General features: G+C 46.2%; 11 protein-coding genes. 5 read left to right on the forward strand and 6 right to left on the reverse strand.

Features of this window, described 5'->3' with window-relative positions:
- Positions 1-93 precede the first annotated feature (93 nt).
- From BCT11_RS11615 to BCT11_RS11630, 4 genes are all read left to right on the forward strand, one after another.
- Positions 94-1,299, forward strand: coding sequence for an acetyl-CoA C-acetyltransferase (locus BCT11_RS11615; RefSeq protein WP_042604792.1), 1,206 nt, complete (start codon positions 94-96; stop codon positions 1,297-1,299).
- A gap of 27 nt (positions 1,300-1,326) precedes the next feature.
- A complete protein-coding gene (locus tag BCT11_RS11620; protein ID WP_033005678.1) occupies positions 1,327-1,980 on the forward strand; it encodes a CoA transferase subunit A in 654 nt (217 codons plus the stop codon).
- Complete coding sequence (locus BCT11_RS11625) at positions 1,980-2,657, forward strand: 3-oxoacid CoA-transferase subunit B (protein WP_039974066.1); 678 nt, start codon at positions 1,980-1,982, stop codon at positions 2,655-2,657. Before BCT11_RS11620 ends, BCT11_RS11625 begins: the two co-directional genes overlap by 1 nt.
- Positions 2,658-2,826: 169 nt before the next feature.
- On the forward strand, positions 2,827-3,321 hold the full coding sequence (locus BCT11_RS11630; RefSeq protein ID WP_038881275.1) for a hypothetical protein: 495 nt from the start codon (positions 2,827-2,829) through the stop codon (positions 3,319-3,321).
- Positions 3,322-3,410: 89 nt separating this feature from the next.
- Here the strand turns inward: BCT11_RS11630 and pdxY are convergent, their stop codons facing one another.
- The 6 genes from pdxY to BCT11_RS11660 all read right to left on the reverse strand — a co-directional run bounded on the left by pdxY (position 3,411) and on the right by BCT11_RS11660 (position 10,820).
- Positions 3,411-4,280, reverse strand: a complete 870-nt coding sequence (gene pdxY, locus BCT11_RS11635) for a pyridoxal kinase PdxY (RefSeq protein ID WP_005429237.1) — start codon at positions 4,278-4,280, stop codon at positions 3,411-3,413.
- 107 nt (positions 4,281-4,387) lie between these two features.
- Entirely contained in the window at positions 4,388-4,570 is a 183-nt protein-coding gene (locus BCT11_RS11640) for an AbrB/MazE/SpoVT family DNA-binding domain-containing protein (protein WP_038868933.1), read from the reverse strand.
- A gap of 138 nt (positions 4,571-4,708) precedes the next feature.
- Positions 4,709-6,019: a putrescine-ornithine antiporter gene (gene potE, locus BCT11_RS11645; protein WP_038868932.1), complete on the reverse strand. Its 1,311-nt coding sequence runs from the start codon at positions 6,017-6,019 to the stop codon at positions 4,709-4,711.
- A gap of 63 nt (positions 6,020-6,082) precedes the next feature.
- The gene (gene speF / locus BCT11_RS11650) at positions 6,083-8,263 is read right to left on the reverse strand and encodes an ornithine decarboxylase SpeF (RefSeq protein ID WP_038868931.1); all 2,181 of its coding nucleotides are present in this window, start codon (positions 8,261-8,263) and stop codon (positions 6,083-6,085) included.
- Positions 8,264-8,695: 432 nt separating this feature from the next.
- A complete protein-coding gene (locus BCT11_RS11655; RefSeq protein WP_038868929.1) occupies positions 8,696-9,142 on the reverse strand; it encodes a helix-turn-helix transcriptional regulator in 447 nt (148 codons plus the stop codon).
- A gap of 472 nt (positions 9,143-9,614) precedes the next feature.
- Positions 9,615-10,820 carry an SEL1-like repeat protein gene (locus tag BCT11_RS11660; RefSeq protein WP_039974057.1) on the reverse strand — a complete coding sequence of 402 codons (1,206 nt, stop codon included), beginning with the start codon at positions 10,818-10,820 and terminating at the stop codon, positions 9,615-9,617.
- Between the two features lie 515 nt (positions 10,821-11,335).
- Between BCT11_RS11660 and pulA the strand changes: the two genes are divergently transcribed.
- A complete protein-coding gene (pulA, locus tag BCT11_RS11665; protein ID WP_102388374.1) occupies positions 11,336-15,325 on the forward strand; it encodes a pullulanase-type alpha-1,6-glucosidase in 3,990 nt (1,329 codons plus the stop codon).
- Positions 15,326-15,434 lie beyond the last annotated feature (109 nt).

Here is a 15,434-nt window from a genome sequence, read left to right on the forward strand (position 1 = left end):
TTCGCAAAGCGGCTTTGAATTCCTGGCTATATCGCGAGCACATCGCACTCCCTACACTGGTTGTGACAGAACGATTACGGAGTAGACAGCGGTATGGAACGAATCTTTATTGTGGCGGCAAAGCGCACCCCAATTGGCAGCTTTAATGGCTCGTTAGCGTCATTGTCCGGTGTGGAATTAGGCGCTCATGCCATCAAGGCAGCCTTGGAGCAAGTGGATATTGCACCAGAACAAATCGATGAAGTGATTGTGGGCAATGTACTGACTGGAGGCGCAGGCATGGGTCCGGGTCGCCAAGCCGCAATGAAGGCAGGCATTCCAGAATCCGTTCCCGCTTACACCCTCAATATGATTTGTGGCAGTGGCATGAAAGTCATCATGGACGGTGCAAGCCACATTAGGGCGGGCGATGCTGAGTTAGTGCTTACTTGCGGTATGGAGAGCATGTCTAACGCACCTTATGTCTCTTCTGGCCAGATTCGTCGCGGCTACCGCATGGGTCATCAACTCCAAGAAGACAGCATCATCAAAGACGGTTTGACGGATGCCTTCCACAACTACCACATGGGGGTTACGGCAGAAAGCATCGCCAAGCAATTCCAAATCAGCCGAGAAGACCAAGATGCCTTTGCCTTACAAAGCCAACGTAAAGCCGTCAGCGCGATAGAAAATGGTCATTTTGAAGCGGAAATTTCGCCAATTACCATTGTGGATCGCAAACGCCAATTCGAAGTGAAGAACGACGAATATCCGAAGGACGACAGCACTTTTGAAGGCTTACAAGCGCTGCGCCCCGCATTCGATAAAGAAGGCAGCGTTACCGCAGGCAATGCATCCGGTATTAACGATGGTGCATCAGCAATTTTGCTCGCTTCCGAAAGCGCAGTGAAACGCCATAACCTTAAGCCACTGGCAGAACTCGTCGAATATGGACAAGGTGCTATCGCTCCAGAAGTGATGGGCCTAGGTCCGGTGTCTGCAATTGCCAATACCTTAGCCAAAGCCGAAATGGCGATTGAAGATATCGACGTTTTTGAGCTTAACGAAGCCTTTGCAGCGCAAGCACTTGGCGTAGTTCGATCCCTTACCGAGCAACACAATATCGATGAAGCATGGCTGCTAGAACGCAGTAACTTAAGTGGCGGCGCCATTGCACTTGGTCACCCAATCGGCGCATCCGGTAACCGCATTGTGACCACCTTGGTTTATCAACTGCAACGCACTCGCCGCGATTACGGTTTGGCATCACTTTGCATCGGCGGCGGCATGGGCACGGCGTTGATTTTAAAACGTTGCTAGAAGGAGCCTCTCATGGACACGAAAAACATGAAAAAAGCAGCCACTACAGAGCAAATTGAAGACCTACTACACGACGGCATGACCATCATGATTGGTGGCTTTATGGCGACGGGAGCCCCAGAGCGTTTGATTGACTTGCTGATCAAAAAAGACATCAAAGACATTACCTTAATCAGTACCGACACAGGCTCACCGGGTCGTGGCTCTAGTCGACTTATTGCGGAAAAACGGGTGAAGAAACTGTATGCCTCACACATCGGCACCAACCCCGAGACTGGCAAGCAGATGAACGAAGGCACACTTGAAGTGGAACTGGTTCCTCAAGGTTCATTGGCAGAGCGCATTCGCAGTGCAGGCGCTGGTTTGGGTGGCGTACTAACACCAACAGGACTTGGCACCATCGTCGCAGAGAACAAACGCGTAATTGAAGTTGATGGCAAACAATATCTCTTAGAAATGCCACTGAAGGCCGACTTAGCGCTGATTCGTGGTTCAAAAGTTGACCGTCGAGGCAACGTTTTTTACAGCAAAACCACTCAAAACTTTAACCCTTTAATGGCAACTGCGGCAGAAACCGTGGTGGTGGAACCAGAGCAGATTGTGGAATTGGGCGACATTGAACCCGAAGCCGTGCATACCCCAAGTTTGTACGTCGATTACATCTTAGTGGAGGACAACTAATGACTGCACAATTAGATAAAGAAGTCGTTCGCCGCCGCATTGCATGGCGCGTTGCTCAAGAGATGCAAGATGGCGACATCGTTAACCTAGGAATAGGTCTACCAACGCTGGTTGCCAATGAAGTAGACAAAGACGTCGAGCTATTACTGCAAGCGGAAAATGGCTTAATTGGCATTGATAAACTGGCATCTGAGGAAGAAATCGACCCTGATCTGGTCAATGCCGGCGGACAGAACATCACAGCAATCGCAGGATCATGTTACTTTAACAGCGCCGACTCTTTTGCCATCATTCGCGGTGGCCACGTGGATTCAACCGTACTTGGTGCGCTGCAAGTCGATGAACGTGGCAATCTTGCCAACTGGATCATTCCGGGCAAAATGGTCCCGGGAATGGGCGGCGCGATGGATCTTGTGGTCGGCGCAAAGAAAGTGATTGTCGCCATGGAACACTCGGTGAAAGGCAATCCGAAACTACTCAAACATTGCACTTTACCGCTGACTGCAGTGGGTCAGGTGGATTTGATTGTTACCGAGATGGGTGTATTCGAGATCACCGATAAAGGCATGATGCTGACCGAACTCGCGCCAGAGCTTTCCGTTGAAGAGGTACAAGCGGCGACGGAAGCTCAACTGATTGTATCGCCTAACCTTATTCCAATGCAGACACCAAATTAACTCTAAATGCAAGAGGAGCAATATGCTCCTCTCTTCATACTTTGATCATACTTCAAGTTTTTGTCAGGATTTTCTGAAACACATCATTTGCCCTTAAATTTTCGAAAATCAATGCGTAGAATCCCGCCCTGTTATGCGTATGGTTGAATTGTATTTAGGGTAAAAACCAATGAGATTGTTGTCTGGATTCTCGTCAAAAGAGTGGCTGCTAACGGCTGTCGTGCTCGGAGGCTTAACCGCGTATGCCGTTTATCACTCCAACCAACGAACTTCTGATGCCCGAACAGCCGCCATCCAAGTGATCTTTGCCGACATGCAGTATCACGTTTCTATTCTCAATCAGAATGCGAAAGCCTTTAAGCAAGACCACGGGGCAGACCAATGCGTCTTAACCGCTGCTGGGTATCAAGAGTTTTACAATGGCTACCCAGAAACCCAAAGTGAGTGCGGTGAGCAGGTCAGCTTCTTCGATAACTTAACCATCACCGATGAGATGAAACAGACAGATTTAGTCTTCATCGAGAACAATCAATACTCCATGGTTGGGTATGGCAATGACGAATCACCAGAAGCGCTCATGGTAGGCAAATGCTATGCGTATTACCGCTTGGATGGAAAAGGCGCTGATGGACACAGCTTTAAGGTTGATACCTCTCGCTGTTAGGGCAGACTTAACGTTGTGGTTGTGTAGAACAGGCTATAGAAATCAAAAAGGGAGCTCAATGCTCCCTTTTTACTGCTTACAGCCTGAATTTACGCTTGGCTGAGTGTTACTTCTTCCAATGGGAAGTGCGCACTTGGCTCTACAAACTCTTGTTGCGCTGCAATGGTTTGAAGTTCCCATTCACCCGCTTGGTAAGTCGCGTTAAGTACGCCATAGCAAGCATCGTGACAGTGTTGGAACGCTTGTTTTGGCGTCCAACCTTTCAATAGGCCAGCAGTGAAGATCGCCGAGATCAAATCGCCAGCGCCTACCGGTGCTTTGGCAAATTCAAAATGAGGACGCTTCGCTAGGTAAGTGCCTTCTGGTGTCGCAAGCAGCATATTGAAGCTGTCATCTGACAAGCAGTAAAGGTGCTTCACCAACACCACTTTAGGGCCTTTTGCTAGCGCACGCTGACAAGCGTTAATCGCGTCATCCAACGTGTGAATTTCCATCTCTGCAAATTGGCTTAGCTCGAACTGGTTAGGCACGATCACATCCGCCATTGGCATTAGACGATTCAACAAGTTTTCTGCGATACCCGGCGCAACAATACAGCCTTTGTCTGGCGCGCCCATCACTGGGTCACATACGTAAAGCGCTTCTGGATTCGCTTGTTTAACTTTAGTGACGGTATCTTCTACTGCCAGACATTGCTCAGCACTGCCTTGGTAACCAGTCAGAACCGCTTGGCACTTCTCTAGCGCGCCAATGTTGCCAAGACCACGAACTAATTCGCTGATGTCATCAGCCGAAAACGCACGACCCGTCCAGCCTTCTTGATACTGGGTGTGGTTAGAAAATTGAACCGTGTGAATAGGCCACACTTCGAAACCCATGCGTTGCATTGGGAAAACGGCACTGCTGTTACCAGCGTGACCAAAAGAAACATGAGATTGTATAGAGAGGATACCTTGCATAGTACCAGACCTCTTCTTGTTGTTATCAATAGTTCAAAGACAGCGGCGAGCGCCAGATTTGCGAAACCAGTAGTGTATCCGACAAACCAAGATTCTCTAACTCAATTCTAGCCTTCTTCGCTGGAATCGGTTGGAGAGCTGGTTTTCAGTACCATTTTCTTAATTTCCATTTTGTCTTTATTGAGCGCAATTTCGAGGGTGTCCCCTTCCCTTATCCCGAGCTCGCTCAGGATCACGCTTGGAATGACTACGACGGTATCGTCACCGATCTTAACAGGTTGGCTAATCATCTTTCGTCCCCCAATTGTCGAAAATGAGTTTTCACGTTACGAGTGGCGAGTAACTTTCTTTTGTGTCCTTAATCTGCCAAATGAATAAAAACAAAAGAGCCCTCCACACCGCGTATGGGAAGGCTCGATTGAAAAAACTTAGTTCACTAGCGGTTCATGCTTAGAAGCAATCAGACCATAAGCGCTCCAACCTAGGAAGGTAACGATAGAGCCCCACATCATGGCTTCATAGCCAGAACCATACAACGCGTAGAAGCTGTAGAGAGAGCCAACCAAAGCGATGATGTTGGTGGTTTTCATTTCTCGGTCAGGTACATGCGCCACTTTTTGCATGATGAAAATCGCCCCCATACATAGAATGTAAGGAATAACGTTAGTCACAACCGCAAGGTTAACCAATGCTTCAAACTGCTCGTTCAACGTCGGAGAGATCGTCATAAGCGACAAGACGGATTGAATGACTGTAATAGCAAGCATACCTTTGATTGGCGTACCGCGTTTATCAACTTCTGAGAACAGTTTCGGGAAGAAGCCCGCATCTGAAGACGATTTAAATACCGACGCGATGGTGAACTGCCAACCAAGTAGTGAACCCGCGCAAGCTAGCACTGCCATGCCCGCAACCACTTTACCTGCCGTAGAACCTAGCATTACTGTCCATACCGTTGAGAATGGCGCCGTAGATGCAGCAAGCTCAGAGTTCGCCACAATGCCAGAACAGATGTTGGTTGAAACAATGTAAACCACTGCCGCGATCAGCGTACCGCCCAATACTGCGATTGGAACGTTCTTCTCTGGGTTTTCTACCGCTTCTGAGTTTGCACAAGCCGATTCAAGGCCTAGGAATGCCCAAAGTGTCATCGCGATCGACGCACTTACCGCTTCACCAAATGGTAGGTGGTGTGGGTTCCACGCTTCGATGTACATGGTTGGGCTGAAGTAGAACCAACCAACAATGCCCAAAGAACAGACAGGAAGAATAACGCCCCAAACCGTAAACGAGCCGATTTGACCTGTGATCTTCGCACCACCAAAGTTAGCGAAGGTACAAATCCAAAGGATAGCGATGGTGTACAGACAGGTTTCTACTGGCGACAAGGTCACTTCAAAAAACGCTGAGCCGTAACCGACACAGGTAATGGCGATTGCGATATTGGCAATCAACAATGATAAGCCGTAGGTCCAACCCGCCATAAACGCACCCGATTTACCAAACGCGTACGACGCATAACCGTTCATACCACCGTCACGTTTGCTAAAACGACCACATTTTGCGAACACATACGCGAGAGCCAAAGAGCCAGCAGCCGTAATCAACCAAGACAAAATCGAAATGGTGCCTACTTGCGCTAGCTTACTTGGCAACATGATGATGCCCGAACCAGCCATGTTAATGAACGTCAGAATGGTAAGTTGCACCACCGACATTTTTTTGGTTTCAGTACTCATAAATTATTCTCCACGAATAAACGGTTCGCACCGCGGTTTTCACGCACGGTGCGAACGGGTAGATTAATCTTTTAGGGCGTAACAATGGGCGGTGGTGCGGCCATTGACGTCTTCTAGGTACACACCTTGGATCTCTGGTGCAAAGCCTGGGAATCGGTTGATGCCTTCTTCTAGAGACAAGAAATAGTCGACAACGTGCTGTGTCCAAACCTCACCAGTGATCACACATATGATGCCAGGAGGGTAAGGAAGCGCGCCTTCTGCTGCGACACGGCCTACCGCTTCTTTAAGTGGTAAGTAATCACACTCTCCACGGAAGTATTTGCGTGTTGCCACATCTGGTTTGTGCACCATGGTTGGGAAGTATTCGCTACGGAACATCGCTTTTTGTAGCTGTTTCACGTTCAGCTCTTTGTACATGTCATGCATTTCCTGACATAGCTGACGGATGGTGTAGCCGCGGTAGCGTTCTTTGTTTGCTTCATAAACGCGAGGCAGCACGATGTTTAGCGGTGCATCATCACGAATGAACTTCTCGAAGCGGTTGATTTGCGCCACAAGATGACGGATCTTGCCCATATCTTCTGCTGGAGTAAGCAGGAACAAGATAGAGTTCAAATCACACTTCTCAGGGATGATGCCGTTTTCGCGTAGGAAGTTAGCCAATAACGTTGCAGGAATACCAAAGTCTGCGTAGCTACCATCTTCTGCAATACCAGCTGTGGTTAGTAGCAATTTACAAGGGTCAACGAAGTACTGACCTTCACCGTAGCCTTCGAATTTATGCCAGCTTGCATTTGGCTCGAACATGAAGAACTTCTTATTGGTTGCGATAAGATCGGTGTCGTAGCTGCCCCATGGCTGGCCTTCAACTTCATCCGGAATGAATGGACGGATCAACTCACAACTTTTCAGGATTTCTTTACGTGCTTCGATACCTGTCTTAACTGCATCTCGCCATAGACGTAGACCTGCTTCACCATCGTGGATCTTCGCGTTCACATCTAGAGCAGAGAACAGCGCGTAGAATGGTGAGGTTGACGCATGCATCATAAACGCGTTGTTGAAGCGTTTGTGGTTACAGTAGCGAGCCTGACCTTTAATATGGTGGTCTTTTTTATGGATTTGCGAGGTTTGAGAGAAGCCAGCCTGTTGCTTGTGAACAGACTGAGTCACTATCACACCCGCATCTTCTGGTTTCAGATCCAGTAGCAATGGAGAACAGTCTTTCATCATAGGAATGAACTGCTCGTAGCCTACCCATGCAGAGTCAAATAGGATGTAGTCACAAAGATGACCAATCTTATCCATCACGTAACGCGCGTTGTAGATCGTACCGTCATAAGTACCTAACTGAATGATCGCAAGACGGAATGGACGTTCATCACGCGCACGCTCTGGTGATACTTTCGCAATTTGAGCACGAATGTATTCTTCATCAAAACAGTGCTCATCCATACCACCGATAAAGCCCCAAGGGTTACGTGCAGTTTCTAGATAAACTGGCGTACCGCCCGCTTGAATTAACGCACCGTGGTGGTTTGATTTGTGGTTGTTACGGTCAAACATCACCAAGTCGCCCTCGGTCACTAACGCATTACAAACCACTTTGTTTGAAGCCGAAGTACCGTTGAGTACGAAGTAGGTTTTGTCGGAGTTGAACACTTTTGCTGCGTGCGCTTGGGCTTGGTGAGCAGAACCTTCGTGGATCAGCAAGTCACCTAAATCAACATCCGCGTTACACAAGTCACTGCGGAATAGGTTTTCACCGAAGAAATCGTAGAACTGTTTACCCGCTGGGTGTTTTTTGAAGAACTGACCGCCTTGGTGTCCTGGGCAGTCGAATGCAGAATTGCCCATTTCCACATAGTGAGTCAATTGTTTGAAGAAAGGCGGTAATAGGCGGCATTCGTACTTGGTCACCGCTTCATTGATTTGACGACCGTAGTATTCAATTGATTGTCTTTCTAGATCAATAACGCCGGTTAACCAGACATAATCGTCGGCGGAGACCGGATTTTCATCTGTTACTAAGAAGACCGGGATACCATAACCCGTCTCAGAAATAATTTTGTGCAGACCAGCCTTAATATCTGAAGAAGTAATAATTGCAGCGCCAACGTCAGTTAATTCGACATGCTCTAGCGGTTTTAAAGTTCGGTTAAATTGTTCATCCAAAGATTCAGATAATAAACTGAAGTCTTCTGGCATGTAATTACTAACACCGATAATTAAACGTTTCATTGAAATATCTCTTATTTGTTCTGTAAAAACGATAAGACAGATATTACAAATGAATTTAATATTTAAAATTAAAAAACCAAATTTCGTGATTATTCGTTCATATTTATAACTCGTATTTTCTCGAAATAAAATTTCGCGATCTTTATCACTTTCCTTTCGATAAGCCAATGATATTGAATTTTGGTTTAAATTGAATTCAGGTGAAGAATTATGTGACCTCACCAGTTATTATTAAAAAAGGAATCAAAAGAAAATAAAATTTTGCGATTTTCATCACTCTATATTTAACTAGATTGATTTATTAGCAATAACAAACACAATAAATACGCTTATATTTAACAATTTATAAACTATAACAAAAAGCCATCAACATTTCTGCTGATGGCTTTTCACGTTATTGTTTTTTCTTTGGTGCTTTCTTCGAGCTCAAGTCTAATCGAACAAATGGCTATCGAGTTTAACGCCGTTATTTGACCACAATTGATACCGTTTCACCGCGTTACCAGACGAATACATGGTGTGCTTGCAGTCCATACATTCGACAAAATACAAACCACTCATACCAGCCATAACGTGTAACCTTCGACTGTCACAGCGCTTACAAGAAAGACGCTGAACCTTACTGTTTACGTCAACACGACGAGCGAAGTTAAGTGTCTCATGGGAGCACAAGGCGTCCACTGCACTATCTTTAAACGGATGCTCACTGAGCAAATGATTGATGGCGTAATCGTACACCGGGGGAATCGAAGATTTGCCATTCTCTATATTGGTTATCTTAGCTACGGAAACACCCAACAAAGATGCAAACTCCACTTTGCTGTATTCCAAGATAAACCTTGAAGAGATGAACTTATCTGCACTAATGATTCTCAACATACACAAATCTCTAATAGAAACAAAAAGAGCACGACGTTGCTCTTTTATGTTGAAAAGGATAATAACAGGTTACTTCCGACTGTATTTATACGCAGAGTATGCGCTATTTTTATTTTTAGTATCTTGCGCTCAATTTAATTAAAGATCAATAGCATTCACTTAGTAACAAAAATAGAAATTAAGATTTAATAATATAATCCTTAATAGCAAATATTAGTTAAAGTAATGGTTCTAGTGAACTAAAAATAATTTAAGCTAACAAAGTAATTTCATAGCCATGATATGAGCTAATCAATAATAATGGATTGGAGCTTAATTCATGTATTTGCAGCAAGGGGGGATTTCCCTCTATTTGTCGATTTATATACCAACAGCTCGGTGACAGGTAGAATTCTGTTGAAGCTTTGCATAAAGATCACCCAACAATTATGCAACCGATAGAGTAAAGAAGAATTTGAGTGATAAAAAAGCCTCACGAATGAGGCTTGTTGAGATTCTGTGGCTGTAAGAAGTTTTGCGTAAAATCGAGCACTTCTTTGGAAGGTTGTTTTGGTGGAGGCGCAAATTCTTGTTGTGCGGACACTTCGCTTTCGAAGTTTAACTCTGGCATCCCATCAGGTACGTTTGCTTCTTCATGATGCTCTTCATTAAGCAACTCGTTCAGTTCTTCTTCTCCAGGGAAATACGGCTCACGCTTGTAAACCTTGTTTAAGGCTCTGATGATTGAGTGCTTTTTCACCACGCCAGAAGCCAACTTTCTTTGTAGCGGTTTAGCAATTGATTGTAAGCCAACCACCACATCTACACCGATGTTGCTGGCAACCTCATCACGTACAACTCTCGCAGGCTCATAACCCATGTTCGCAGACAAGAACAACCAAACGTAAGCAATCGCGTTACCTGTTTTGCCAGTGTCTTTCCACGCTTCACCTGCATGGAACATGGCTTCTGCACTGCCGCTTTCCGCCGCTCTTTCTAACCAATAACAGCCTTTGACCATACTTTTTTCAGTACCAATGCCATTGAGATAGCATAGACCTACTTGGATTTTGCCATCAGCACTGTCTTGCTCTGCAGCTTTCATAAACCAAAACAACGCATCAGCCCGCTGACCTGATGTGTTTTCTGGTGACAACTGCCATTCGCCCATATACAGCATGGCTGGAATGCAGCCTTCATCGGCAGCTTCTTCAATCAACTGATGTCCTTTAGGAATGTTTTTCTCAGTACCACGCCCAAACACAAGCGCCTTTCCGGTCGCGAATTTCGCATCGATATCGCCTTCCATGCCCGAAATAGCCGTACGCCAGAAGTTTGCCTGCTCTCTTAAGATCACATCTTCACGCATACGTTCGGCAAGTCTTACTACACCGTACATACCAGTGACATTATCTAACTTGGCCGCTTTATCATACCAATAGAGCGCCTGTTTAATGTTCTCTCGTTCCGCTTCTTTTGCTAAATAAAGAATGGTCGGGATATGCCCCGTTTCCGCCTTAAACGCACGTTCTTTACGCTCTTGCTCTCGCGCCTTCTGCATCGCTTTGCGGTATGCCGCTTCACGAGCTTTCCTCTCGGTCTCGAGACGTTGCTTACGCATCGACAACGAGATCATCCACACAAATATCAGGACGAGTGAAAGGCCAGTTGCCACAATGGCAATGCCCATACTACTCATAAATAGCCTCTTTTTAGGTCAGGGCCCATAAGGATTTCCCGTAGCTCGGGGAATCTAGAAAATTGTTAATTTGGGTGTGAAAGCAATCATTCCACTGTACACCGCCTTTATTATATAACGACCATGTAGGCAAAATCTGAAGTTTACAATTTTACTGTGAGGGCAATTTATTCAATATCATCTAAACTTATTTTTTAAAGAAAAATATCATCCTTACTTTTATAGAACCTAATCACAGTTTTGGGGCTTAGACATTCTCCTCCCCTATCATCCCCCCGATCTCCTCCTATAGAAATTTACATTTTTAGGCTGTGCTTAACATCTCACTATGCGCTCGTTTTATTATTTAATTTGTGAACAAAATCTAGTGTGATAGAAAATTTTCTCTTGTAAAAAACTTAACCGCCTGCTCTCACATTTTGCTGATAGTTCAGTGTATTAGCATTTAGTTGAACATTTCCTTTTCGGCATCTTGCCCAATCTATTCTCAATTCAATAACAATGGATTTGTAAACGTGGACAATAAAACATTTAAATTATCAGCGATTGCCAAAACCGTGCTACCTCTACTTTCTGTAGCAGTGATCAGCGGCTGTGGCAGTGACAGCTCTAGCGATGACACTACGAACCCTGGCTCCGGCCTTCACCCTGCGGGAGAGAACGAAGTTGTCATCTATTACAAACGCGATGTTGCTTCGGCTTCAACAGCAAGTGATTACGACGGTTGGGGCCTACACCTTTGGAATGGCGAAGGCTGTACCAGTACTGACCTAGAAGCAATGGGGATCGCTGACGGCGGTACGGATTGGGCAGCACCGCTTCCGTTCGAAGGCATCAGCGAAACTTACGGCGCTTACTACGTACTTAAAGTGAACCCTGACGCATCAGACCCACACGAGTGTATGAACTTCATCTTGCACAAAGGCGATGAAAAAGCCTTTGGCAGCGCGAACTCTAAAGTGGAGTTAACCAAACTGGGTGAGTCTCAAGGTCTATTCGGCTTCCACGGCAGCAGTGAGCTTTACTATGAGCCAATTGCAGATCGTCCTGTTGATATTGATGGCCAGAAAGCACACTGGTTAGATGCCGACACTATCGCTTGGGAAGCGGCAGCAAACGCCGACTCGATGAAGCTATTCTACAGCTTAACCAACGACATCAAGATGGACGAAGACAAGCAGATTTCTGGCGGTACAGCCGTTGAGTTGACGAAAGCAGGAGACCTGTCTGAAGAACTGAAATCTCGTTTCCGTCACCTTGCGAGCTTACAAGCCGCAGGCATTGATGTGGATTCTGATACGCTACGCTCTATTCTGAAGTCACAAATCGTGATGGTGGCATACAACGCAAGTGGCGATGTTATCTCTGCCACTGAAGTCCAAAAGCCAGGTGTGCTTGATGCGGTATTCGCAGATGCAGACGCAGGTAACGCCATTGGTCAGGAACTTGGTGCCATTGTTGAAGGCAATGCAGCAACATTCAAACTTTGGGCACCAACAGCCCAAGACGTTGACCTGATCATCTACGATGCCGATTTGAAAGAAGAATCCACCGTTGCGATGACAGAAAACCCAACTACTGGTATCTGGGCTTCTGAAGCGCAAAGCGATGCATTGAATAAATACTACCGCTACGAAGTGAAGGTTTATCACCCAACAACAGGTGTGGTAGAAACGCGCCTTGTGACTGACCCATATTCATTAAGCCTTTCTGAAAACTCGCTTTACTCACAAGTTGTGGATCTAGACAGTGCTAGCCTGCAACCACAAGGCTGGAATGATTACGATCGCCCAACGGTTGAAAAAGACGAAGACCATGTCCTTTATGAATCACACTTACGTGATTTTAGCTTTAGTGACACGAAAGGCACAGAATCGTTAAACGGCAAATACCTTGCGTTGACGGAAGCTGAGCGTGAATCTGTTACTCACCTTCAAGCTCTGCAAGATGCTGGTTTAACAACGCTTCACATTCTTCCTGCATTCGATATCGCAACCGTTGATGAAAACGAAGCTAAACGCGTTGATATCACGGATACGGTAGGCAAGCTATGTGGCATTAAGCCTGAAGCCTCTGTTTGTGAAACCGAAGACGATGCAAAAGTGATTGAAGATGTCCTAAATAGCTACGATCCAGCAACAGGTGCTGCACAAGCTCTGATGAACGATCTACGCATGCTAGACAGCTTCAACTGGGGTTACGACCCATTCCACTACACTGTACCAGAAGGCAGCTACGCGACTGATCCAAACGGTTCTAAACGTATCCTTGAATTCCGTGAAATGGTGCAAGCGACGCACAAAATGGATCTGAAGCTGGTTATGGACGTGGTATACAACCACACCAACGCATCTGGCGTAAACGACAAGTCAGTTCTCGATAAAATCGTCCCAGGGTACTACCACCGTCTGAACGTCAACACAGGTGGCGTTGAGAACTCAACCTGTTGTGATAACACAGCAACTGAGAACTTAATGATGGGTAAACTGATGGTTGACTCATTGCTTGTGTGGGCAGATGACTACAAAGTCGATGGTTTCCGCTTCGACTTGATGGGCCACCAACCAAAAGACGTGATGGTGTACGCGCTAGAACAAGTACGTAAAGTTGATCCTAATACGCTGTTCTACGGCGAGGGTTGGGACTTCGGTGAAGTCGCGAACAACGCGCGCTTCGACCAAGCAACACAGCTAAATATGGCTGGCACAGAAATCGGCACCTTCTCTGACCGTCTACGTGATGCGGTCCGTGGTGGTAGCCCATTCGATGGTGGCATGGACTCTGAAGGTAAACACCCACTTCGCTTCAACCAGGGCTTTGGTAACGCAGGGTACCCGAACGAAGAAACAAAGACAGATGCAGATTCAGTAAACGGTCGTCTACACAACCAAGATATCGTTCGTTTAGGCATGGCTGGCAACCTAGCAGAATTCGTTCTACTCGATTACAAAGGGGATACGAAGCTTGGTAAGAACGTAGACTACAACGGTGCACCTGCGGGCTACACTAAGATGCCTTCTGAGAACATCTCTTACGTATCTAAGCACGATAACCAAACCCTTTGGGACAACAACGCTTACAAAATTGCGACTGGCACTTCTTCCGCTGAGCGCGCTCGTATGCAAACGGTGTCTCTATCTACGGTAATGCTTGGTCAAGGTATTCCGTTCATTCACATGGGTTCAGAATTATTACGCTCTAAATCAATGCAGCGTGACTCTTACGATTCAGGTGACTGGTTCAACCGTGTTTACTTCGACGGTAGCGACAACAACTGGAACGTAGGCCTACCTCGTGAAGACAAAGACGGCGCGAACTGGGAGCTAATCAAAACCATCGTTGCGGATGGCACAGCAAAACCAGACTCGACTGATATTGAACTTACTAAACAACAATTCCTAGAACTACTAACTATCCGTAGCTCAAGCGAACTGTTCCGTTTAGATACTGCTCAAGAGGTCATGAACCGCGTTGATTTCCGCAACGTAGGCAAAGACCAAGTTGAAGGCTTGATTGTGATGTCTATTGACGACGGTACGTCAGCTGGAGCAGACCTAGATACAAACTACGACGCCATCGTCGCGGTAGTGAACTCAACAGCAGAAGAGAAATCTTTCAAAATTGAGGGCGCAACGGGTTTCGAACTGCATGACGTTCAGAAGAACTCGGCTGACATGACCGTTAAGAGTGCAAGCTTCTCCGGTGAGACTTTCACGGTTCCGGCACTTACAACAGCGGTATTTGTACAACCTCAAGGTAACGCACAAGGTGCTGGTCTGCCTGTTGATACAGATAACAAAGACGTATCGAGCATTCCTCCTTACGGTGAAACCAAGGTTTATGTTCGTGGTGACATGAACGGTTGGAATCCATCAGAAGAATGGGAAATGTCATTCATTGGCAACGGTATGTACTCGGTAACGGGTGTACTTGAAGCTGGTGATTACGGCTTTAAGTTTGCTGATGATAGCTGGGGTACACCAAACTTTGGCTGTGATTACGCAGAACAAGCTTCTGGATCTCTAGACTTGGGTACTGAAGGTAACTGTGCATTGTCCGTTACTGAAACAGGCAAATACACCTTCGTTCTAAATGCAATTCATGAGCAAAGCGATTCAGCTGACAAACCGGTTGTTTCTGTAACGAAAGCGGCAGACGCACCAACGTTTGGTGAAACTTCACTCTTCCTACGCGGCACGATCACTACTTGGGATACGCCAGCTGAAGATTCAAGCGCGAAGTTCAACTACGTAGCCGCCGATGTTTACTCTTTAGACATCGACCTAGCAGCAGGTAGCTACGAAATGAAAATCGCAAGTGCGGATTGGGCGGGTGACACCAACTTCGGTGGAGAAGGCAATGTAGAGCTCGGCGCAGCAGTCACCATGGATGTTGGTGGCGACAGTGCAAACCTTAAAATCACAATTGCAGAAGCAGGAAACTACAACTTCCACTTCAACGCAGCAGATAAAGCAGCGCCAATCGTGACAGTGACTAAGAACTAAAAACAGTAGGCGCAATCATGTGCTAGCTTGGGGAGGGTAACATCTCCCCTTTTTTGTGCCTGTAAAACGGCATAAAAAAAGCCGCTCGAACAGTGACGATGGCGGCTTT

Origin of the sequence: Vibrio sp. 10N.222.52.B12 (assembly GCF_002875385.1) — a bacterium.
GTDB classification, from domain to species: Bacteria; Pseudomonadota; Gammaproteobacteria; order Enterobacterales; family Vibrionaceae; genus Vibrio; species Vibrio jasicida.

What these genes read in the sequence shown, in the direction of transcription:
- BCT11_RS11615 (WP_042604792.1), top strand. Translation starts at nt 94, where the DNA reads ATGGAACGAATCTTTATTGTGGCGGCAAAGCGCACCCCAATTGGCAGC.
- BCT11_RS11620 (WP_033005678.1), top strand. Translation starts at nt 1,327, where the DNA reads ATGAAAAAAGCAGCCACTACAGAGCAAATTGAAGACCTACTACACGAC.
- BCT11_RS11625 (WP_039974066.1), top strand. Translation starts at nt 1,980, where the DNA reads ATGACTGCACAATTAGATAAAGAAGTCGTTCGCCGCCGCATTGCATGG.
- BCT11_RS11630 (WP_038881275.1), top strand. Translation starts at nt 2,827, where the DNA reads ATGAGATTGTTGTCTGGATTCTCGTCAAAAGAGTGGCTGCTAACGGCT.
- pdxY (WP_005429237.1), bottom strand. Translation starts at nt 4,280, where the DNA reads ATGCAAGGTATCCTCTCTATACAATCTCATGTTTCTTTTGGTCACGCT.
- BCT11_RS11640 (WP_038868933.1), bottom strand. Translation starts at nt 4,570, where the DNA reads ATGATTAGCCAACCTGTTAAGATCGGTGACGATACCGTCGTAGTCATT.
- potE (WP_038868932.1), bottom strand. Translation starts at nt 6,019, where the DNA reads ATGAGTACTGAAACCAAAAAAATGTCGGTGGTGCAACTTACCATTCTG.
- speF (WP_038868931.1), bottom strand. Translation starts at nt 8,263, where the DNA reads ATGAAACGTTTAATTATCGGTGTTAGTAATTACATGCCAGAAGACTTC.
- BCT11_RS11655 (WP_038868929.1), bottom strand. Translation starts at nt 9,142, where the DNA reads ATGTTGAGAATCATTAGTGCAGATAAGTTCATCTCTTCAAGGTTTATC.
- BCT11_RS11660 (WP_039974057.1), bottom strand. Translation starts at nt 10,820, where the DNA reads ATGAGTAGTATGGGCATTGCCATTGTGGCAACTGGCCTTTCACTCGTC.